The organism is Mesorhizobium sp. C399B (assembly GCF_030323185.1).
Taxonomy (GTDB): domain Bacteria; phylum Pseudomonadota; class Alphaproteobacteria; order Rhizobiales; family Rhizobiaceae; genus Mesorhizobium.
On record NZ_CP100472.1, the window covers coordinates 821,783 to 840,336 of the forward strand.

Genomic DNA, 18,554 nt, shown 5'->3' on the forward strand with positions numbered 1-18,554 from the left:
GCGACTAAAGCGACTTCGGCAGATAGCGCCAGGTGATAAAGCCGCAAACCGCGGCCAGAATGCCCAGCGTCACGAACACCGAGCCGAGGCCGAAAAACGCCAGCACCACCGAATAGACCAGCGGCGGCGTCAGCTCGGAAAAGTCGAGATAGGTGCGGTAGACCGCGGCCATCTGCGCCCGCTCATAGGACCGCACCGAGCGCATGAAGGCGGTCGAGCCCAGTGCATCGAGCGCGATGGTGAAGAAGGCGCCGCAGAGCAGGAAAAAGCCCGTAAGCAGCGGCGCGGTAGTGCCGACCGCGCCCGCCGCAAGCAGCGTCGCCGACATCGCGAAATAGGCGAAGGTCATGGTGCGCCGGCCGCCGAAGCGTTTTCCCGCTTTGCCCCAGAAGATCGCCATGAACAACAGCGCATTGCCGGCCGAAACCAGCAGGCCGCCGGCAAGCTTGCCCTCGCCGGTAATCACCATGAACAGCGGCCCGTAGACGAAGAACGTCGTCCAGAAGCAGGAGCGGCCGAAGGCGATCAGCCAGGCCAGCCTGAGCCTGGGTTGTGCTACGAAGCGGCCGATATTGGCCAGCGGATTGGCCGGCCGTGTCTTGCCCGGCCGGATCGACCGGTTGTCGCCCAGCCTGTAGGTCCAGAACAGCGCCAGCAAGGCCAACGCAAACACCGCGACCGCGCCATGCGCGGCATAGATGCCGTAGCGTGTGTAGAGGAAGATGCCGAGTGTCGGCCCGCCGGTCCAGGCCAGCATCGACCACGCCATGCGCAGCGATTCGGCCTGCATGAAATCGGTCTTGCGGATGTTGTCCATGATGTAGAGGTTGAGCGTGATCGACAGGGCGCTCGCCCCCATGACGCGGCACAGCATGCCTGCCAGTTGCCCGGCAAGCGTGTGGGTGACGAAGAACAGCGAGCCTATCGCCAGCAGGCAGGCGCCGGCGGTATAGACCCAGCGCCGGGCAAACCTGCGGATCAAGATCGGCATGAACAAGGTCACCGACAGGCCGAGCAGCGCCACGATGGTGTAGAGGATCGAGACGATCTGCTCGTTGTGCAGAATCTCATAGGCCTGGATCGGGATGACGCTCGACACCGTGGCACGGGCGAAGGATTCGACCGCATAGAGCGAGGCAAAGGTGCGCGCATCCGCCGGACGCAGGGCCGGAAGCCAGATCGGATGGCGCACATGGGTGGACATTTGATCCCCAAATCAGACTCGCGGCGTCAAATCTGCGCTGGCGCTTCCTCCGTCGGTAACAGGAAACCGACCCCTTCCCGGCAAAAAGCGAATTCGGCCAAAGGCTTTCCGGCTCTGGCCTAAAGCGCCGCCCGATGCAGCCGCACGGCGCGACCCGGAGCGTAGAGGGCGGCCTTCTTTTGTCCGGTGCAACCGTGATAGTCGTCTTTGGGGCTGAATCAGATCGCGAGACCATGAGCATCCATACCGCACCCCCTGGAGATCAACTGAAGCGAGATCAACCGAAGCGCATCGTCGCCATCGATGTCGTACGCGGCATCGCGCTGATCGCCATGGCGAGCTACCACTTCACCTGGGATCTCGAAAATTTCCACTACACCGATCCCGGCCTCACCGCCGTCGGCTGGTGGAAGATCTATGCGCGCTGCATCGCCTCGGCCTTCCTGTTCCTGGTCGGCGTCAGCCTGTTTCTCGCGCATGGCAGGCAGATCCGCTGGACCGGCTTCTGGAAACGCTTTGCCATGGTCGCCGTCGCGGCAGCCGCTATATCGGCGGTCACGTACTTCATCACGCCGGACAGCTTCATCTTCTTCGGCATCCTGCACGAGATCGCGCTGGCCAGCCTGCTCGGCCTTTTGTTCTTGCGGCTGCCGTCCTTGCTGACGCTTTTCGTGGCAGCTTTGGTGATCGCAGTCCCCCTCTATCTCCGATCCGAAGCCTTCGATCATCCGGCGCTGTGGTGGGTCGGCCTGTCGGCGATCAACCCGCGCTCCAACGATTACGTGCCGCTGTTTCCCTGGTTCGGCGCCGTACTTCTCGGCATCGCCGCGGCAAAGTTTGCGTCCACCACCGGCCTGCTGGCGCGGCTGGCCACGCTGGGATCAGGAAGCTGGACCAGGCCGCTCACCTTCATCGGCCGCCACAGCCTGGCTTTCTACCTGATCCACCAGCCGCTGCTGTTCGGCTGCGTCTGGCTGTTCTCGCAGATTGCGCCGGCGCCCGTCGAAACAAGGGAAGTGATCTTCCTCAAGGAATGCCAGGTATCTTGCGAACAGCAGCGCGACACGGAGTTCTGCACCAGCTATTGTGTGTGCATGCTGGACACGCTGCAAAGCGAAGCGGCATTCGACCGGCTCTACAATGGTGACCAGACCCCGGAGTTCAAAGCGCATCTCGGTGAACTCGCCGGCATCTGCACCGCAAGGACGGAGGAGAGTCCGATGACGCAGGGAGGGCAACAATGACCGACAAGCTCACAAAACCCGGGCTGGCAAAACCCGATCTACCGAGACCACGGCTGATCCCATGGCCGCCGCTGATCTACATCGCCGCCATTGCCATCAGCATCGCGCTCGGCCTGTTCTATCCCCTGCCCTGGATCGGCGACCTCTTGGGCGACCTTTTGTTTGCCGCCGGCTTTGTGGTGCTGTTTGCCGTCGCAGCCCTCTGGTTCACCGCTATCCGCACCATGATCCGGGCCAAAACGACGATGAACCCCAATGGCTTGCCGGAGCATCTGGTGACGTCTGGCCCGTTCGGCGTCACGCGCAACCCGATGTATCTGGCCAACACGCTGCTTTTGATCGGCGTCGCCTTCGTCTCGGGGATCATATGGTTCCTGCCGCTGGCCCTGATCGCGGCTTTTGCAACGCAGAAGGTCGCCATCGAGAGCGAGGAGAAGGTGCTGTTCGCCAAATTCGGCAAGAAGTACCGCGACTATGCGAAGCGGGTCAGGCGCTGGATCTGAGGCGGCGTGTGGTCGCCGGCAGGGCCGCACACTTCAGCGATTAGCCGAAACGGCTGTCTCGTCGTCATCCACGGGCGAAGCAAGGAGCGCAGCGACGCAGCACAGACCCGAGGATCCATGCCGCGACTCCAGAGCGTTGCTATGGTCCAGAATTCGCTACCGCTGCACTCCACGACCGATGTCACGGAATGGATTCTAGAGTCTCCGCGACGGAGCTTCGCTCCTGCTTCGCCCTAGAATGACGAAGTGGGAAGGGCTCCGGCTAATCGCGAACGTTTGCGACGGGCGCGCAAACGCTCGGGGGTCCGCTCAGGTATTAACCCCCAGCTCCACCAGCCGCTCAACACATGACTCCTCGGCCTGGTCGAGCTCCGCCAGCGTCTCCTCGAGATCCCGCCGCTTCTGGCGCAAATCCTCGCGCTTCTCCTCGATGCGCTTGATCATCAGCTTGAGTTGACCGACCTCGCCGGGCGGTTCCTTGTACATCTGGATGATTTCGCGGATTTCGTTGATCGAGAAGCCGAGCCGCTTTCCGCGCATGATCTGGCGGATCAGATGCCGGTCAGATGGGCGAAACAGCCTTGTGCGGCCCCGCCGGACCGGTTGCACCAGCCCCTCATCCTCGTAGAAGCGCAACGTCCGCGTCGACACGTCGAATTCGCGGGTCAGTTCGGTGATCGAATAATATTCCCGCATCTTTGCTCCAAATGTCGGAACATCGGAAAACGCCCGGTCGCCCGGGACTTCCAACGCATTCCGATCAACCCCGTTCCAAGCCGGACTCGGCATGAAACCCCGCGCAAGCCTCGCACCACATTTACGTAAAAGTCAATTGAACCCGCAACGCCTCTTTCTCAAGGGATAGCGAACCACCAGGTGGCCAGCCCGAGGAAGGCAAAGAAGCCAACGACGTCGGTGACGGTGGTGACGAAAACCGCCGACGCCACCGCCGGGTCGATCTTGAACCGGTCGAGCAATAGCGGGATCAGGATACCGGCAAGAGCTGCCACGAACATGTTGATGATCATGGCCGCCGCTATGATGCCGCCCAGATTGGGATCGCGGAACCAGACGGCCGCTACGATGCCGATCAGCACGGCGAAGATGATGCCGTTGATGGAACCCACGCCCATTTCGCGGCGGATGATGCGGCCGGCATTGTAGATGTCGAGATCCCTGGTCGCCAGCGCGCGCACGGTGACGGTCATGGTCTGCGAACCGGCATTGCCGCCCATGCCGGCCACGATCGGCATCAGCACGGCCAGCGCCACGATGTGCTCGATGGTGCGGTCGAACAGCCCGATCACCGATGCCGCCAGGAACGCCGTCAACAGGTTGACCAGCAGCCAGGGCACGCGCGAGCGCGAGGTCGAAAGAATGCTGTCGGACAACTCTTCGTCGCCGACGCCGCCCATGCGCAGCAGATCTTCCTCGGCCTCCTGCTGGATGACGTCGACGACGTCGTCGATGGTCAGCACGCCGACCAGCCGCTCGTTCTCGTCGACGACGGCGGCGGACAGAAGATCGTATTGCTCGAAGTCCCGCGCCGCCTCTTCCTGGTCCATGGTGGCCGGAATGGCGTGCCTCGTCTCGTGCATCACGTCTCCGACCTTGGTCGTGCGCTTGGTGCGCAGGATCTGGTCGAGGTCGATGGCGCCGAGCAACTTGAAGCTTGGATCGATGACGAAGATCTGGCTGAACCGCTCGGGCAGGTTCTTGTCTTCGCGCATGTAGTCGATGGTCTGGCCTATGGTCCAGAACGGCGGCACGGCGACGAACTCGGTCTGCATGCGGCGGCCGGCGGTCTCTTCCGGGTAGTCGAGCGAGCGGCGCAGCCTGATCCGCTCGGTGAACGGCAGCTGCGACAGGATCTCGTCCTGGTCTTCCTTTTCAAGATCTTCGAGAATGTAGACCGCGTCGTCGGAATCGAGGTCCTGCATGCCCTGGGCAATTTGCTCATTGGGCATATTGTCGACGATATCGCGGCGGATCGCCTCGTCGACCTCGGTCAGCGACGAGAAGTCGAAGTCGGCGCCGAGCAGTTCGACAAGGGCGCGACGCTGTTCGGGGTGCAGGGCCTCGAGCAGATCGCCAAGTTCCGACTGGTGCAGGTCGTCGACTTCGCGCTTCAGCGTCAGCGTATCGCGATCGGCGATCGCCGCCCCGATCTGGGCGAGGAATGATGACAGAACGGCGCCGTCCTCGCCATAGATGTCGGCGTGGGCATCGTCAGCGGCTTTGGCGCCGGTCGTGTGGTCGTCCTGGCGTTCCACCAGCGGCTCCCGCCATGGGAATTTCGGAAAAGGTGCCTGTCAGGTCTAGCGCGCAACGCACGGTAATATCAAACGAAATGCGCCCCGCCCTGCATATGGGCGAGAGCGATTTCATCAGGATATGACGCCGCCCAGGATTCAGGCGGCGCGACAGCGCATGTCGCTGGGGAAAGAGCACCCCAGCACGGTTGGGGCAGAATTGTCATGATGCAGGTTCAGGCAAAGGCCGGACCCGCCCAGGCGACAACCAGAACAGCCGGAAGCCCTTGAAGATCAGGTCGCAGACGCAGAAAGCAATCGAGGAACGGCGCGTGCGCGTGGTCGTGGCCGAACGCAATCCGCTCGTGATATCGGCGCTGCGCGACATGCTGGACTGCGACGGGCGCTTCGAGCTCCTGGCCTGCGTGCAAAGCGGCAGGCATTTTCTTGAGTTGGCAGCGGAAGGCGAATTCGACGTCGCAATCATCGGGTGGAAGCTTGCCGACATGGACGGCGCCGATGTGCTGGCCGAGGTTCACAGCCGCAAGCTCGGCGTGCGCATCGCGGTGTTTTCCAACGACCACGACATCGGCATCCTGAAGCAGTGCGTGCGCCTCGGCGCCCAGGGCTACTGCTTCCAGTTCGACGATCCAGCGATCATCTTCGAGACCATCCTGGCCGTCGCGCATGGACGCATCTGCATCCCCTACATCGACATCAATAAGGTCAACGACACGCCCTTGTCGCTGCTCACCGTGCGCGAGCGCGAACTGCTGGCCGTGCTGTCCGACGGCTGGACCAATTTGCAGATCGCGACGCGTACGGGGATTTCCGAGAACACGGTGAAGTATCACCTCAAGAATCTCTACGACAAGCTCGACGTCCGCAACCGGGCGATGGCCGTCGCGCTCTATGCGCGCGAGCGGCGTACCCAGAAGCAGCCGTTCGGGTAGGAAAGCGATGAGCCGCGGGTAGGTCACCCGGGTAGGCAACCCCCACCCGCGCGCGGCAAGATGTTACCTCTTGAGGTGTTGTTGCCATTAGCCGTCGAAACGAAACTCCCCATCACCGCTTTGCTGGATCAGGAGGAGTTCGCGACATGGCCGGTTTCACCCATCTTTTCATTCCCGGACCGACCAACATTCCCGAACAGGTCCGCCAGGCGATGAACCTGCCGATGGAGGACATGCGTGCAGCATCCTTCCCCGATCTCACGCTACCGCTGTTCGAAGACATCAAGACGGTGTTCAAGAACGAGACCGGCCGCGTCTTCATCTATCCCTCCTCCGGCACCGGCGCCTGGGAAGCGGCGATGACCAATGTGCTCAGCCCCGGTGACCGCGTGCTGATGTCGCGCTTCGGCCAGTTCTCGCATCTGTGGGTCGACATGGCCGAACGGCTCGGCTTCGAGGTCGATGTCATCGACTGCGAATGGGGAACCGGCGTGCCGCTCGAGCTCTATGCCGAGCGGCTCAGGGCCGACAAGGCGCACCGCATCAAGGCAGTCTTCTGCACCCAAAACGAGACCGCGACCGGCGTGACCAGCGACGTCGCCGGCTGCCGCGCCGCGCTCGATGACGCCAACCACCCTGCTTTGCTCTTCGTCGACGGCGTCTCGTCGATCGGCTCGATCGACTTTCGCCAGGAGGAATGGGGCGTCGATTGCGCGGTCAGCGGCTCGCAGAAGGGTTTCATGCTGCCCGCCGGCCTCGGTTTCCTCTCCGTCAGCAAGAAGGCGCTGGTGGCCTCGCGGAGCGCCACCCACCGCCGCTGTTTCTTCTCCTTCGAAGATATGATCCGCGCCAACGACGCCGGCTATTTCCCTTATACGCCGGCTACTCAGCTGCTGCGCGGCCTGCGCGCCTCGCTCGACCTGATCGCCGAGGAAGGGCTGGAAAACATCTTCGCCCGTCACCATCGCCTCGCCGAAGGCGTGCGCAAGGCGGTCGACGCCTGGGGCCTGAAGCTCTGCGCCAAGACGCCTAAATGGCACTCCGACACCGTCAGCGCCATCCTGGTGCCGGACGGCGTCGACAGCGGCGATGTGGTCAAGCGCGCCTACCAGAAATACCAGACCGCGCTCGGCGGCGGCCTCAACAAGGTGATCGGCAAGGTCTTCCGCATCGGCCATCTCGGCTGGCTGAACGAGGTGATGGTGCTGGCCTCGCTCTCGGCCGCCGAAATGGCGCTGCTCGACTGCGGCGTACGGCTGGCGCCCGGCTCCGGCGTCGGCGCCGCCATCCAGCACTTCCGCGCCTCGGCCGCCGTGCCGGTCGCCGAAGCCGCCTGAGGAGCCGACAATGAGCCACACCATCAACCACCTCAAGAAATTACGGCTGCAGCGCAGCGAGCTGGCGGTTCCAGGCTCCAGCCCGGAAATGATCGACAAGGCGGCCAACAGCGCCGCCGACTTCATCTTCCTCGACATCGAGGATGCGGTCGCCCCGCCCGACAAGGAACGCGCCCGCAAGAACATCATCCAGGCGCTCAACGACATCGACTGGCGCGCCAAGGGCAAGACCGTCTCGGTGCGCATCAACGGCCTCGACACGCACTACATGTACCGCGACGTGGTTGACGTCATGGAGCAGGCCGGTGACCGGCTGGACACCATTTTGGTGCCGAAGGTCGGCGTGCCGGCCGACCTCTACATGGTCGAGGCCATGGTCAACCAGATCGAGATGGCAAAGGGTTTCAGGACCCGCGTCGGCCTCGAAGCGCTGATCGAGACCGCGCTCGGCATGGCCAATGTCGAGGCGATTGCCGCGACACCCGGCCGGCTGGAAGCCATGCATTTCGGCGTCGCCGACTATGCGGCAAGCTGCAAGGCGCGCACGGTCAACATTGGCGGCCTCAACCCCGACTATCCCGGCGATCAGTGGCATTTCGCTCTGTCGCGCATGACCGTCGCCTGCCGCGCCTATGGCTTGCGCGCCATTGACGGGCCGTTCGGCGACTTCTCCGATCCGGAGGGCTACATCGCTGGCGCCAGGCGCGCGGCGGCGCTGGGCATCGAAGGCAAGTGGGCGATCCACCCCTCGCAGATCGCGCTTGCCAACGACGTCTTCTCTCCACCGGAAAAAGAGGTCACCCGCGCCCGGCGCATCCTCGAAGTGCTGAAGGAGGCGGAGGCGCAGGGCAAGGGAGCGGCCGCACTCGACGGCAAGATGATCGACGCAGCGTCGGAACGCATGGCGCGCAATGTTCTGGTGGTCAACGAGGCAATCGAACGGGCCAGCCAATTCTCTAGCGAGCCGCGCGTCGCCACGCATTGACTGTTCAGGGAGGACAAAATGGACATCCACGAATATCAGGCCAAGGAACTGCTGGCACGCCACGGCGTGCATGTGCCGCGCGGCGGGCTGGCCTACAGCCCCGAGCAGGCGACCTACAGGGCCCGCGAGATCGGCGGCGCCAAATGGGTGCTGAAGGCGCAGGTGCATTCCGGCGCCCGCGGCAAGGCCGGCGGCATCAAACTGTGCGCCAATGACGAGGAGATTTCCAGCGCGGCCGAGGGCATGCTCGGCCGCAAGCTGGTGACACAGCAGACCGACCCGCGCGGCAAGCTGATTTCGCGCCTGTATCTCGAGGAAGCCGTCGATATCGCGCAGGAGCTCTATGTCGGCTTCGTGCTCGACCGCAAGGAAGAGCGCGTCATGATCGTGGCGTCCGCTGCCGGCGGCATGGAGATCGAGGACATCGTCGAGAAGGCACCGAACTCCATCCTGCGCACATCGGTCGATCCCGGCGTCGGCATGCAGCGTTTCCAGGCGCGCGAGATCGCCTTCGGGCTCGGCCTCGACCACAATCTGATCGGCAAGGCGACCGAAACCATCTTCGCCTGCTATCAGGTGTTCCGCGACTACGACGCCTCGATGCTGGAGATCAATCCGCTGGTGGTGACCCGCGACGGCAATCTGATCGCGCTCGACGCCAAAATGTCGTTCGACGAGAACGCGTTGTTCCGCCGGCCGGAAATCTCCGAGCTGCGCGACAAAAGCCAGGAAGATCCGCGCGAAACTTTTGCCAGCGACCGTGGCCTCTCCTATGTCGGCCTCGACGGCAACATCGGCTGCATCATCAATGGCGCAGGGCTCGCCATGGCGACCATGGACATGATCAAGATCGCCGGCGGCGAACCGGCCAACTTCCTCGACATCGGTGGCGGCGCCTCGCCGGAGCGGGTGGCGAAATCCTTCCGCGCCGTGCTCGGCGACAAGAATGTCGAGACCATCCTGGTCAACATCTTCGCCGGCATCAACCGCTGCGACTGGGTCGCCGAAGGCATCATCAAGGCGATACGCGAGGTCGGCGTCAACGTGCCGCTGGTGGTCCGTCTCTCCGGCACCAAGGCCGAGGAAGGCCGCCGCATCCTGGCCGATTCCGGCGAGGCGGTAATCGTTGCCGACACGCTGGCCGAAGCCGCCGAAAAAGCCGTCGCTGCCTGGCGCGCGGCCACCAAGAAAAAAGCAGCCTGAGGGAGGTCGAGAAAATGGCAATCCTGCTCAACCGCAGCACCCGCGTCATCGTCCAGGGGTTCACCGGCAAGATCGGCAGCTTCCATGCCGACGACATGAAACGCTATGGCACCAAGCTGGTCGGCGGCGTCACCCCCGGCAAAGGCGGCCAGAAGCATCTCGGCCTGCCTGTCTTCAACACGGTCAAGGGCGCGGTGCGCGAGACCCGCGCCGAGGCCAGCATCGTCTTCGTGCCGCCGCCCTTTGCCGCCGATTCCATCATGGAAGCGGCCGACGCCGGCATAAAACTCTGCGTCTGCATCACCGACGGCATCCCGTCGCAGGACATGATGCAGGTCAAGCGCTACATGCTGCGCTACCGCTACGAGGACCGCATGCGGCTGATCGGCCCGAACTGCGCCGGCGTCATCACGCCCGGACAGGCGCTGATGGGCATCATGCGCGGCAGCATCTATCTGCCTGGCCGCGTCGGCATTGTCGGCCGCTCCGGAACCCTGGGCTACGAGGCGGCGTCGCAGATGAAGTCGCTCGGCATCGGCGTCTCGACCAGCGTCGGCATTGGCGGCGACCCGATCAACGGCTCGTCCTTCAAGGACATGCTGAAACTGTTCGAACAGGATGACGACACCGACGCGGTGGTGATGATCGGCGAGATCGGCGGACCGCAGGAAGCCGAAGCCGCGATCTGGGCGCGCGATAATATGCGCAAGCCCCTGATCGCCTACATCGCCGGCCTCTCCGCCCCCAAAGGCCGCCGCATGGGCCACGCCGGCGCCATCATCTCGGCCTTCGGCGAGTCGGCGCAGGAAAAGGTGGAGATCCTCAAGGACGCCGGGGTGATCATCGTGCCGACGCCGTCGTCGTTTGGTGAGGTGGTTGCAGAGACGCTGGCGGGGATGAAGAAGGCCGCCTGAACAGCGGCCTTCGCGTTCGACCGCGCCTCATGCCGCCTTGTCGGCTGCCGGCTTCGCGACCTTGGTGCGGGTGGCGCTGCGGCGGCCGTCGACGCTGACCGGAATGTCGCCGTCGACCGTGGCGCGACGCACCACCCGGTGCTGGTCGCCGTAATCGTTGACGGCGTAGTGCTGCGTCGCGCGGTTATCCCAGATCGCCACATCGCCGGCCTTCCAGCGCCAGCGCACGGTGTTCTCCGGCGCCGTGACATAGGACTGGAACACCTCGTAGAGCTTCGCCGAATCGCTTTTGGAAAGACCGATCAGCCGTTGCACGAAATTGCCGAGCAGCAGCGAGCGCTCGCCTGTTTCGGGATGGACGCGGACAACGGGATGCTCGGTCTCGTAGATCGTCGAGGTGAAGATTTCCTCGAAGTGCTTCTTTTCCGCGGCGCTCGCACGCGGCCGCACCGCGGCGTAATCGTAGGCGTTGCTGTGCACCGCCCAGAGATTGTCGGCCAGCAGCTTCAACGGCTCGGGCAGGTCCTGATAGGCGGCCGCGGTGTTCGACCAGATGGTGTCGCCGCCGGCCGGCGGTATGACGACGCCGCGAAGAACGGAGAATTTCGGATAGGCGTCGACGAAGGTGACATCGGTATGCCATTGGTCGGCGCGACCGCCGCCACGGCTGGAATCGAGTTCGAGAATGGACGCCGTTCCCTTGACGGGACCTTGGGTCGGATGCGGGACGAGGTCGCCGAGACGCTGGGCAAAGCGCTCCTGCTCGGCATCGTCGAGATGCGCCTGGTCGCGGAAGAACACCACCTTGTGCCGCAACAGGATCTGGTTGATCGCCGCGACCGTCTGCTGCGGCAGGTCGCCGGAGAGCCGAATGTTCCTGATCTCTGCGCCGACGCGTCCGGTAAGCGGGACAATATCGGCATCCGGGATGATCTGCTCTACGGGGGTAAGTCTGGTCATGGGAACCTCTTCCTCTAAAGCCGCGGGCTGGTGGCAATGCTCCGCCGTCTGCCGGCCGCATAGCGATCGGCGGAGCAACTCCCTCATCGGGAGCCGACTTGCTTGGCAACGAGAGCACTGATCTCAACTCAGGAGGCGAAGGCCGCCAAGGCTTGCGAGCAGTACCGAGATCCCATTCAAAGCGTAATTCTACAAATTCCATAGACATTTCTTTTCAAAGTTCGGCGGCCCTGAGAAAAATGCCTTCTGTCCAATTCGTTCGTGAGCGGCAGGCGGTGGAGCGCTGCGCGACGCGGCCCGCACCAGTAGTGACGCTGTCGTATCCCCTTCGATATTGGAGATGGCGGGTGAATTGCATGCCTGATATTGATGGCTTCCACGCATCACGCAGGCGCCGAGATGACAGACTCCGATAAGGCTGACGCTGTCGAGCAATTGCTCGATACGCCTGACCTCGCCACCGCGCTGGAAAGCGACCAGTTCAAGAAATTTCTCGACCAGATGCCGATCGCGATCGCCGTCTCGGAATTGATCGCGAAGGAACGTGTCGTCTACGCCAATCCCGAATTCGAGAAGCTCTCGGACCTCAAGGCGCCGAAGCTTGCGCGGGAAAACTGGGCGGCCCTTTCCGGCAGGGGGCTTCATCGGCAGAAGGACAGGCCGCTCGCCGAGGCTGTCGTTGAAGACACCGATTTCGTCGGCACGTTTCGCCTCGAGCGCGGCGAGGACAAGCCGGCAATCGTCGACGTTTATTCCAACGTTATCGAGGACGACAACGGCAAGCCCTGCTTCCGGCTGGTGGCGCTTGTCGACGTCACGGCACACGGTGAGACCGAGGACGCGCGACCCGCGGAGGAGCTCATCCGGGAGAAGGACACCCTGTTGCGCGAACTGCAGCATCGGGTGAAAAACAATCTGCAGATGATCACCGCTTTGATCCGGATGGAAACCCGCAACGCCACCGAACCGGACCAGAAGCGTTTCGAAAGGCTTGCCGGCCGGGTAGACGCATTGGCAATCCTCTACCAGACATTGTCGGCTGACCAGCAGAAGGATGAGGTGGATCTTGGCGTGTACCTTAGCCAGATCGCGTCCGCCGTCATGGCGTCGCACGCAGTCGAAGGTATCCGCCTCGACCTTAAGGTGGATACCTATCCGGTATCCATCAACGTTGCCATGCCGACAGGCCTGGTCGTCAATGAGTTGCTGACCAACGCTCTCAAACATGCATTCGTCGGGCGCGATGGCGGCACGATCACGCTGCACAGCGTCGTCAGCGGCGATGGTTGCCGGGTGACTGTCGCCGATGATGGGATCGGTCTGCCGACGGGTGAGACCTGGCCCAGGCCCGGCAAGCTCGGCTCCTTGATCGCGCGGTCGCTGACCGAAAATGCCAAGGCGCAATTCGACGTCAAGTCGAGTGCCGGCGAGGGAACCAGGGTCACCATCGTCTTCAAGCGATCGGCGGCGACGGACTGAGGCTATGCAACGGCGCGCCGGCAAATCCCGGCCGGACAGGTGCTTCGGGCGCTCGCGGGTGTGGCCTTAAGTCGCAAACGATTTGGCTGCAGAAGCGGGGCGCCGGGCTTCTTTGACGGTGCTATCAGCACCATATGTGGCACAGCCCTCCAAAACGAGAGAAGCTCGCTCCGACCGGTCGCATCGCGGCCGTCAGCCGGCAATGGCTATGAACCAGGAAACTGAAAACCATCATGCGTGAAAATATCAGACCAGCGTCGAGAGACGTCCCCCTCATTCAGCTAGGCCTGCACCAGTGCCGCTTCCCGGTGAGCGAAGACCGGTCGGTACCCGGTGGTTACCGGTTTTGTGCCGGGCCGACGTCGCCGGATCGCGTCTACTGCGATCACCACCACACCGTCGTGACGGCCGTTGACCCTCGTCGAGCCCGTCCGGGTCTCCATTTCCCGCAACGACGCGCCGCTTAGGTCAACCACATCCCCTGCCCCGCCACCGGCAAAGCCGGGGACTCAGGTGCAGGAGGCTGGCCGGTGCGAGCCAAGCGGCGTTCGCGTGCGGCTCTGCGACCTCTTGTTGCAACTCTGCTGCGGCCGGTTCAAGCGCCAAAGGCGATGATTTGGCGTCGACGGCCTGAGAAGCCGCAATGATTTCAATGGCCGAAAAATTATGGTGCGGTCGAGAAGACTCGAACTTCCACGGGTTGCCCCACAGCGACCTCAACGCTGCGCGTCTACCAATTCCGCCACGACCGCCCGTGGTAGGAGCCGGAACGAACCGGCTCGCGGCGTGTAGCAAATCGTTTCCTGCGAAACAAGGGCGCGGCGCGCAATAATCGCCGCGAATTGGCATATCGGCCTCTACAGCGCCGCGCGTCCTGTGGGACGCGCAAAGGACGCTGCAGCACTTTGATTTGGCGCATGATCCTTTCCGAAGATCGTTCCTATCTTCGGGGTCGTGCGCGAAGGCCGAAATGCGTGGCGAACTGGACGTTTCAGCCGGATACCGCCATATGAAGGGCAAATGCATTTGGCCCCAGAGCGCAAGGCGGTTTCGCCAAGCCGGCGTGCATCACGCGAAAAACGAAAAAGCCATGACCGAACGCAGCCAGATCGCCACGTCGTTCCTGCCCTTGCCGGGTTCGGCGCCGGTCGAATGGCGCATCGAGCCCGGCCTGACCGGCTACACCGATGCGCTGGCCCTGATGGAAGCGCGCGCCGAGGCGATCCGCGCGGGTGCAGCCGCCGAGATGGTCTGGCTGGTCGAGCATCCGCCGCTTTACACCGCCGGGACCAGCGCCCGCATCGAGGACCTGATCGACCCCGACCGTTTCCCGGTCTTTGCCGCCGGGCGCGGCGGCGAATACACCTATCACGGGCCGGGGCAGCGGGTTGCCTATGTCATGCTTGACCTGAAGCGCCGGCGTGAGGATGTGCGCGCCTTCGTCGCCGCGCTCGAGCAGTGGATCATCGGCACGCTTGCCGCCTTCAATGTACGCGGCGAACGCCGCGAGGACCGCGTCGGCGTCTGGGTGGTGCGGCCCGAGCGCCCGTCCCTGCCCGACGGCTCGCCGGCTGAAGACAAGATCGCGGCCATCGGCATCCGGCTGCGGCGCTGGGTGAGCTTTCATGGCATTGCCGTCAATGTCGAGCCGGATCTCAGCCATTTCAGCGGCATCGTGCCATGCGGCGTGCCGGATCACGGCGTCACCAGCCTCGTCGACCTCGGCCTGCCCGTAACCATGGCCGATTTCGACCTGGCGCTGAAATCCGCCTTCGAGGATGTTTTCGGGGCAGCGAAGTCAACTTCTACAGAACCGGCTCGCAAGGCCGGCTGAGTCTCGCCTCGACCAACGCTCAAAGCAACCGCGCCGAGGCCCACAACAGCCCGAAACCGTGAATGGCGAAGACGGCCAGCAGCGCGCCGGCCATGGCGAAACGATCGAAGATGCGGATCGGCTTCAATTCGTGGCGCGGTTTTACCCCGCTACCCACTGTCATCAGGCTGAGGATGGCAAAGACGGCGCCCGCCACCAGCAGAAAGCTTTGGGAAAAGCCGGCCAGCCAGCCAAGCCACAGCAAGGCCGAGAGCAGGGAAAACGAGGCGAGCGCCAGGGCGGCCGGCCCCGGGCAGATCTGGCGCAGCACCTGACCGCCGTCGAATTTCCAAACCGGCACCAGATTGGCGATGTTGAACAATGCGGCAAAGCCGGCAAGCGTCGCCAGAAGGGCCGCGGCAAGCCGATGTCCCTCGCCGGATGCGAGCCCGCTGGCGACGATCAGCAGCGGAACCAGGAACGCGGAAAAGCCGGCGCCCATCAGCGCCACGAAGGCGACCTCGAAGCGGCTGTCATAAGGCCGGCCACCAATGGCGAGGCCGCCGAGCAGCGGGATAAAGATCATCCGCGCCTTGCGATGACCGGTCAGCCGAAAGGCCGCCATGTGGCCGAGCTCATGCAGGGCGACCACCGAGGTCAGGATCGCGGCCAGCGCCAGGCCGCCGAGATTGAGCCCGAAGAACGGCCACAGGATGAAAGCCGAAAGAACGGCGAAACCGACCTGGCTCAGCGGATGCTCGAACCAACCGCCCTTGCGATATTGTCCGGTCCTCGCCCAGACCTCCAGCTTGCCGAGCTCGCGGCGCATGGCGAAGTAGCGGAACACCAAGAAGGCGACGCCGCGATAGCGATCGGTCTGGCTGAGCGTCACCCGCGTGCCGGCACCTTCCGAGGTGAGTTCAGTGGTCTCATAAAAATCCTTCCAGAACGACGCGTCGAGCGCGGTATCCTCGATGACCCGCATCGAAAAACGACTGCCTTCGACGACGTCCTCGAAGCGCGACCTTCGCTCGATCGGCTGGCCGTCCCGGCCCTCCCAGGACAGCAGGATGCGGGCCGTGCCCTGCCCGTCCAGCGGCTGGGCCGAGAGTATCTCGCCGGACCAGCCGGCATCGCTGCCGAGCGGCCACAGCGCCTGCCAGAGGCGCTGCCGGTCCATTGCGACCACGCGGCTGAGCCTCACCGTGCGCAAACCGAGCGGCGCAGTCATCAGAAGGAAAATCAGTCCGAGATTACCGGCCACCAGAAGGGCCGTCACGATCGGCGACACCTGAGGTTTTTGCTCCCTGTCTTGGCGGGGCAGCCTAGCGTCATGGCGGCAAGAAAGGCTTAACGGCACAGCGCCTTCCTGCCCGCCTAAAACAGTGCGGCGAACCGCAGTTGCATCACATGGCGCCGATCCAGACAGCCATGGAAACCAGAAACGCACTCATGCACACCAACGAAACGACGTCCTGAACAAGATCGCTCATAACTCTCTCCTGTTGTTGATATGTTCGTATTTTGTTCTAACTTTGTTCGAAAGTCAATGAGCGGAAAGCGGCAGGCCGATGAATCCTGACAGCCGGTTTGGGCAGGGTTAAGGAAAGGTTGACGGGGTGACGGCAGTGCTGACGCAGGGCGCATCGCATGCCTTTGCGATCGGGACACGCACCAATCACTTCGTGATCCTAGGGCGGAGCAAGGAGCGCAGCGACGCGGCGCAGACCCTAGGATGAGGAAGTTGGGGCCTACAACGGAACGACCTTGCCATCCGCCAACGTCATCCGGCGGTCCATGCGCGAGGCGAGTTCGTGATTGTGGGTCGCGATCAGCGCGGCAAGGCCGGACTGCTTGACCAGCGCGCCAAGCGCCTCGAAGACATAGGAGGCGGTGACCGGGTCGAGATTGCCGGTCGGCTCGTCGGCGAGCAGCAGCAAGGGCGCATTGGCGACCGCGCGGGCAATGGCGACGCGCTGCTGCTCGCCGCCGGACAGCTCCGACGGACGGTGCGACGCGCGCTTGCCGATCTGCATATAGTCGAGCAGCTGTGCTGCGCGCTCCGACGCCTCCTTGCGCGAAAGCCCTTTGATCAGCTGCGGCATCATGATGTTTTCCAGTGCCGAAAACTCCGGCAGCAGATGATGGAACTGATAGACGAAGCCGACATCGTTGCGGCGGATTGCCGTGCGTTCGTCGTCGGAGAGCCGTCCGCAGGCGCGGCCGGCCAGAATGACGTCACCGGCGTCGGGGCGCTCGAGCAGGCCCGCCGTATGGAGCAGCGTCGACTTGCCGGTGCCCGACGGCGCCACCAGCGCCACCATCTCGCCGCGCTTCAGCGAAAAGTCGGCGCCGTTCAAAATGGTGAGCTTGCGCGGCCCCTGGACATAGTGCCGCTCGACGCTCTTCAGCTCGATAATGATCTCGGACTTCATTCGTATCTCAAGGCCTCGACCGGATCGAGCCGTGCGGCGCGCCATGCCGGAAACACTGTTGCCAGGAAGGACAGGCCGAGCGCCATCAGGATGACATAGGTGGTCTCGCGCGGGTCCATCTTTGCCGGCAGCTGGCTGAGGAAATAGAGTTCCGGATTGAACAGCACCTTGCCGGTCATCCAGGAGAAGAACTGGCGGATCGATTCGATGTTGGTGCAGATGAGCACCCCGAGCAGCACGCCGGCGAGCGTGCCGGTTACGCCGATCGCAGCGCCCGTCATCAGGAAGATGCGCAGGATGGCGCCGCGCGAGGCGCCCATCGTGCGCAGGATGGCGATATCGTGGCCCTTGTCCTTCACCAGCATGATCAGGCCGGAGATGATGTTGAGCGCCGCCACCAGCACGATCAGCGTCAGGATCATGAACATGACGTTGCGCTCGACCTGCAGTGCTGAAAAGAACGTCTCGTTGCGCTGGCGCCAGTCGACCATGTCGATCGGCCGTTGCGCCGCCGCATCGACCAGCGGTTTCAGCGCGTCGACATTATCGGGATTGTCGACATAGATCTCGATCGTCTGCGCCCTGCCGTCCATGTTGAAATAGAGCTGCGCTTCGGAAAACGGCATGTAGACGATGGAGCTGTCATACTCCGACATGCCGACCTCGAAGATCGCCGCCACCTTGTAGCCCTTCAGTCGCGGCGTCGTGCCCATCGGCGTCACATCGCCATCCGGCGAGATCAGCGTAATGGTGTCGCCGAGCACAAGGCCGAGATTCTCCGCCATGCGCTTGCCGATGGCGACGCCCTCGCCGGAGTCGAAGCCCTCAAGCGTGCCTTGCTTGACGTTTTGGGCGACGATTGCGATCTTGCCGAGGTCTTCGGCCCTGATACCGCGCACCAGCGCGCCCATGCCGCCGCCGACATTGCCCTGCGCCAGCACCTGGCCGTCGATCAGCGGGATCGCGTATTTGACGCCGGCCACGCCGTTGATGCGGGCTGCGACCTGCGCATAATCCTCAAGCGGCGAATCCAGCGGCTGCACGATCAGATGGCCGTTGACGCCGAGGATGCGGGTCAGAAGTTCGGCTCGAAACCCGTTCATGACAGCCATGACGACGATCAGCGTGGCGACGCCCAGCATTATGCCAAGGAAGGAGATCGAGGCGATGACCGAGATCACCGTCTCCTTGCGGCGCGACCGCAAATAACGCCAGGCGACCATGCGTTCGAACATGGAGAACGGGCCGGCGACCGGAGACTTGGCGACCGGA

The 18,554-nt window shown here is 63.4% G+C and carries 17 protein-coding genes and 1 tRNA gene; 10 read left to right on the forward strand and 8 right to left on the reverse strand.

Annotated features, from left to right (window positions below):
- Positions 1-4: 4 nt before the first annotated feature.
- Positions 5-1,204, reverse strand: coding sequence for an MFS transporter (locus NLY36_RS04000; protein WP_023735905.1), 1,200 nt, complete (start codon positions 1,202-1,204; stop codon positions 5-7).
- A 233-nt stretch (positions 1,205-1,437) separates the two neighbouring features.
- On the opposite strand from NLY36_RS04000, the gene NLY36_RS04005 reads away from it, so the two are divergent.
- Together NLY36_RS04005 and NLY36_RS04010 are read left to right on the forward strand one after the other, a co-directional pair.
- Positions 1,438-2,448, forward strand: coding sequence for an acetyltransferase domain-containing protein (locus NLY36_RS04005; RefSeq protein WP_023735906.1), 1,011 nt, complete (start codon positions 1,438-1,440; stop codon positions 2,446-2,448).
- Positions 2,445-2,951 carry a methyltransferase family protein gene (locus NLY36_RS04010; RefSeq protein ID WP_031249167.1) on the forward strand — a complete coding sequence of 169 codons (507 nt, stop codon included), beginning with the start codon at positions 2,445-2,447 and terminating at the stop codon, positions 2,949-2,951. Before NLY36_RS04005 ends, NLY36_RS04010 begins: the two co-directional genes overlap by 4 nt.
- A gap of 309 nt (positions 2,952-3,260) precedes the next feature.
- Here NLY36_RS04010 and NLY36_RS04015 read toward each other — a convergent pair whose 3' ends face one another.
- Together NLY36_RS04015 and mgtE are read right to left on the reverse strand one after the other, a co-directional pair.
- Complete coding sequence (locus NLY36_RS04015) at positions 3,261-3,647, reverse strand: MerR family transcriptional regulator (protein WP_006203215.1); 387 nt, start codon at positions 3,645-3,647, stop codon at positions 3,261-3,263.
- A gap of 158 nt (positions 3,648-3,805) precedes the next feature.
- Positions 3,806-5,224, reverse strand: a complete 1,419-nt coding sequence (gene mgtE / locus NLY36_RS04020) for a magnesium transporter (RefSeq protein WP_023690975.1) — start codon at positions 5,222-5,224, stop codon at positions 3,806-3,808.
- Between the two features lie 311 nt (positions 5,225-5,535).
- Here mgtE and NLY36_RS04025 point away from each other — a divergent pair, with 311 nt between their 5' ends.
- From NLY36_RS04025 to sucD, 5 genes are all read left to right on the forward strand, one after another.
- A complete protein-coding gene (locus tag NLY36_RS04025) occupies positions 5,536-6,156 on the forward strand; it encodes a response regulator transcription factor (RefSeq protein WP_032885522.1) in 621 nt (206 codons plus the stop codon).
- A 146-nt stretch (positions 6,157-6,302) separates the two neighbouring features.
- Positions 6,303-7,493, forward strand: a complete 1,191-nt coding sequence (locus NLY36_RS04030; RefSeq protein WP_023731220.1) for an aminotransferase class V-fold PLP-dependent enzyme — start codon at positions 6,303-6,305, stop codon at positions 7,491-7,493.
- 10 nt (positions 7,494-7,503) lie between these two features.
- Positions 7,504-8,478, forward strand: a complete 975-nt coding sequence (locus NLY36_RS04035) for an HpcH/HpaI aldolase/citrate lyase family protein (RefSeq protein WP_023670793.1) — start codon at positions 7,504-7,506, stop codon at positions 8,476-8,478.
- An 18-nt stretch (positions 8,479-8,496) separates the two neighbouring features.
- Positions 8,497-9,681: a malate--CoA ligase subunit beta gene (locus NLY36_RS04040; protein WP_023712720.1), complete on the forward strand. Its 1,185-nt coding sequence runs from the start codon at positions 8,497-8,499 to the stop codon at positions 9,679-9,681.
- 14 nt (positions 9,682-9,695) lie between these two features.
- A complete protein-coding gene (sucD, locus tag NLY36_RS04045; protein WP_023690296.1) occupies positions 9,696-10,595 on the forward strand; it encodes a succinate--CoA ligase subunit alpha in 900 nt (299 codons plus the stop codon).
- Between the two features lie 27 nt (positions 10,596-10,622).
- On the opposite strand, the gene NLY36_RS04050 is transcribed toward sucD, so the two are convergent.
- Positions 10,623-11,555 carry a TauD/TfdA dioxygenase family protein gene (locus NLY36_RS04050; RefSeq protein WP_023685215.1) on the reverse strand — a complete coding sequence of 311 codons (933 nt, stop codon included), beginning with the start codon at positions 11,553-11,555 and terminating at the stop codon, positions 10,623-10,625.
- A 399-nt stretch (positions 11,556-11,954) separates the two neighbouring features.
- Here NLY36_RS04050 and NLY36_RS04055 point away from each other — a divergent pair, with 399 nt between their 5' ends.
- Positions 11,955-13,034: a sensor histidine kinase gene (locus NLY36_RS04055; RefSeq protein ID WP_023735908.1), complete on the forward strand. Its 1,080-nt coding sequence runs from the start codon at positions 11,955-11,957 to the stop codon at positions 13,032-13,034.
- Between the two features lie 233 nt (positions 13,035-13,267).
- Positions 13,268-13,501 (forward strand): GcrA family cell cycle regulator, encoded by a 234-nt coding sequence (locus NLY36_RS31500; RefSeq protein WP_081726058.1) that lies wholly within the window; start codon positions 13,268-13,270, stop codon positions 13,499-13,501.
- A 200-nt stretch (positions 13,502-13,701) separates the two neighbouring features.
- On the opposite strand, the gene NLY36_RS04060 is transcribed toward NLY36_RS31500, so the two are convergent.
- Positions 13,702-13,786, reverse strand: a tRNA-Leu gene (locus NLY36_RS04060).
- Between the two features lie 338 nt (positions 13,787-14,124).
- On the opposite strand from NLY36_RS04060, the gene lipB reads away from it, so the two are divergent.
- Positions 14,125-14,868 (forward strand): lipoyl(octanoyl) transferase LipB, encoded by a 744-nt coding sequence (gene lipB, locus NLY36_RS04065; RefSeq protein ID WP_023735909.1) that lies wholly within the window; start codon positions 14,125-14,127, stop codon positions 14,866-14,868.
- 19 nt (positions 14,869-14,887) lie between these two features.
- Here the strand turns inward: lipB and NLY36_RS04070 are convergent, their stop codons facing one another.
- The 3 genes from NLY36_RS04070 to NLY36_RS04080 form a co-directional block, all read right to left on the reverse strand.
- Positions 14,888-16,138 carry a peptidase M50 gene (locus NLY36_RS04070; RefSeq protein WP_023735910.1) on the reverse strand — a complete coding sequence of 417 codons (1,251 nt, stop codon included), beginning with the start codon at positions 16,136-16,138 and terminating at the stop codon, positions 14,888-14,890.
- A 460-nt stretch (positions 16,139-16,598) separates the two neighbouring features.
- Positions 16,599-17,282, reverse strand: coding sequence for an ABC transporter ATP-binding protein (locus tag NLY36_RS04075; RefSeq protein ID WP_023735911.1), 684 nt, complete (start codon positions 17,280-17,282; stop codon positions 16,599-16,601).
- Positions 17,279-18,517: a lipoprotein-releasing ABC transporter permease subunit gene (locus tag NLY36_RS04080; RefSeq protein WP_031209216.1), complete on the reverse strand. Its 1,239-nt coding sequence runs from the start codon at positions 18,515-18,517 to the stop codon at positions 17,279-17,281. Before NLY36_RS04080 ends, NLY36_RS04075 begins: the two co-directional genes overlap by 4 nt.
- Between the last annotated feature and the right edge of the window lie 37 nt (positions 18,518-18,554).

Bases quoted from the DNA above. Each gene is read 5' to 3' on its own strand.
- NLY36_RS04000 (WP_023735905.1), bottom strand. From the start codon at position 1,204: ATGTCCACCCATGTGCGCCATCCGATCTGGCTTCCGGCCCTGCGTCCG.
- NLY36_RS04005 (WP_023735906.1), top strand. From the start codon at position 1,438: ATGAGCATCCATACCGCACCCCCTGGAGATCAACTGAAGCGAGATCAA.
- NLY36_RS04010 (WP_031249167.1), top strand. From the start codon at position 2,445: ATGACCGACAAGCTCACAAAACCCGGGCTGGCAAAACCCGATCTACCG.
- NLY36_RS04015 (WP_006203215.1), bottom strand. From the start codon at position 3,647: ATGCGGGAATATTATTCGATCACCGAACTGACCCGCGAATTCGACGTG.
- NLY36_RS04030 (WP_023731220.1), top strand. From the start codon at position 6,303: ATGGCCGGTTTCACCCATCTTTTCATTCCCGGACCGACCAACATTCCC.
- NLY36_RS04035 (WP_023670793.1), top strand. From the start codon at position 7,504: ATGAGCCACACCATCAACCACCTCAAGAAATTACGGCTGCAGCGCAGC.
- NLY36_RS04040 (WP_023712720.1), top strand. From the start codon at position 8,497: ATGGACATCCACGAATATCAGGCCAAGGAACTGCTGGCACGCCACGGC.
- sucD (WP_023690296.1), top strand. From the start codon at position 9,696: ATGGCAATCCTGCTCAACCGCAGCACCCGCGTCATCGTCCAGGGGTTC.
- NLY36_RS04050 (WP_023685215.1), bottom strand. From the start codon at position 11,555: ATGACCAGACTTACCCCCGTAGAGCAGATCATCCCGGATGCCGATATT.
- NLY36_RS04055 (WP_023735908.1), top strand. From the start codon at position 11,955: ATGACAGACTCCGATAAGGCTGACGCTGTCGAGCAATTGCTCGATACG.
- NLY36_RS31500 (WP_081726058.1), top strand. From the start codon at position 13,268: ATGCGTGAAAATATCAGACCAGCGTCGAGAGACGTCCCCCTCATTCAG.
- lipB (WP_023735909.1), top strand. From the start codon at position 14,125: ATGACCGAACGCAGCCAGATCGCCACGTCGTTCCTGCCCTTGCCGGGT.
- NLY36_RS04075 (WP_023735911.1), bottom strand. From the start codon at position 17,282: ATGAAGTCCGAGATCATTATCGAGCTGAAGAGCGTCGAGCGGCACTAT.
- NLY36_RS04080 (WP_031209216.1), bottom strand. From the start codon at position 18,517: ATGTTCGAACGCATGGTCGCCTGGCGTTATTTGCGGTCGCGCCGCAAG.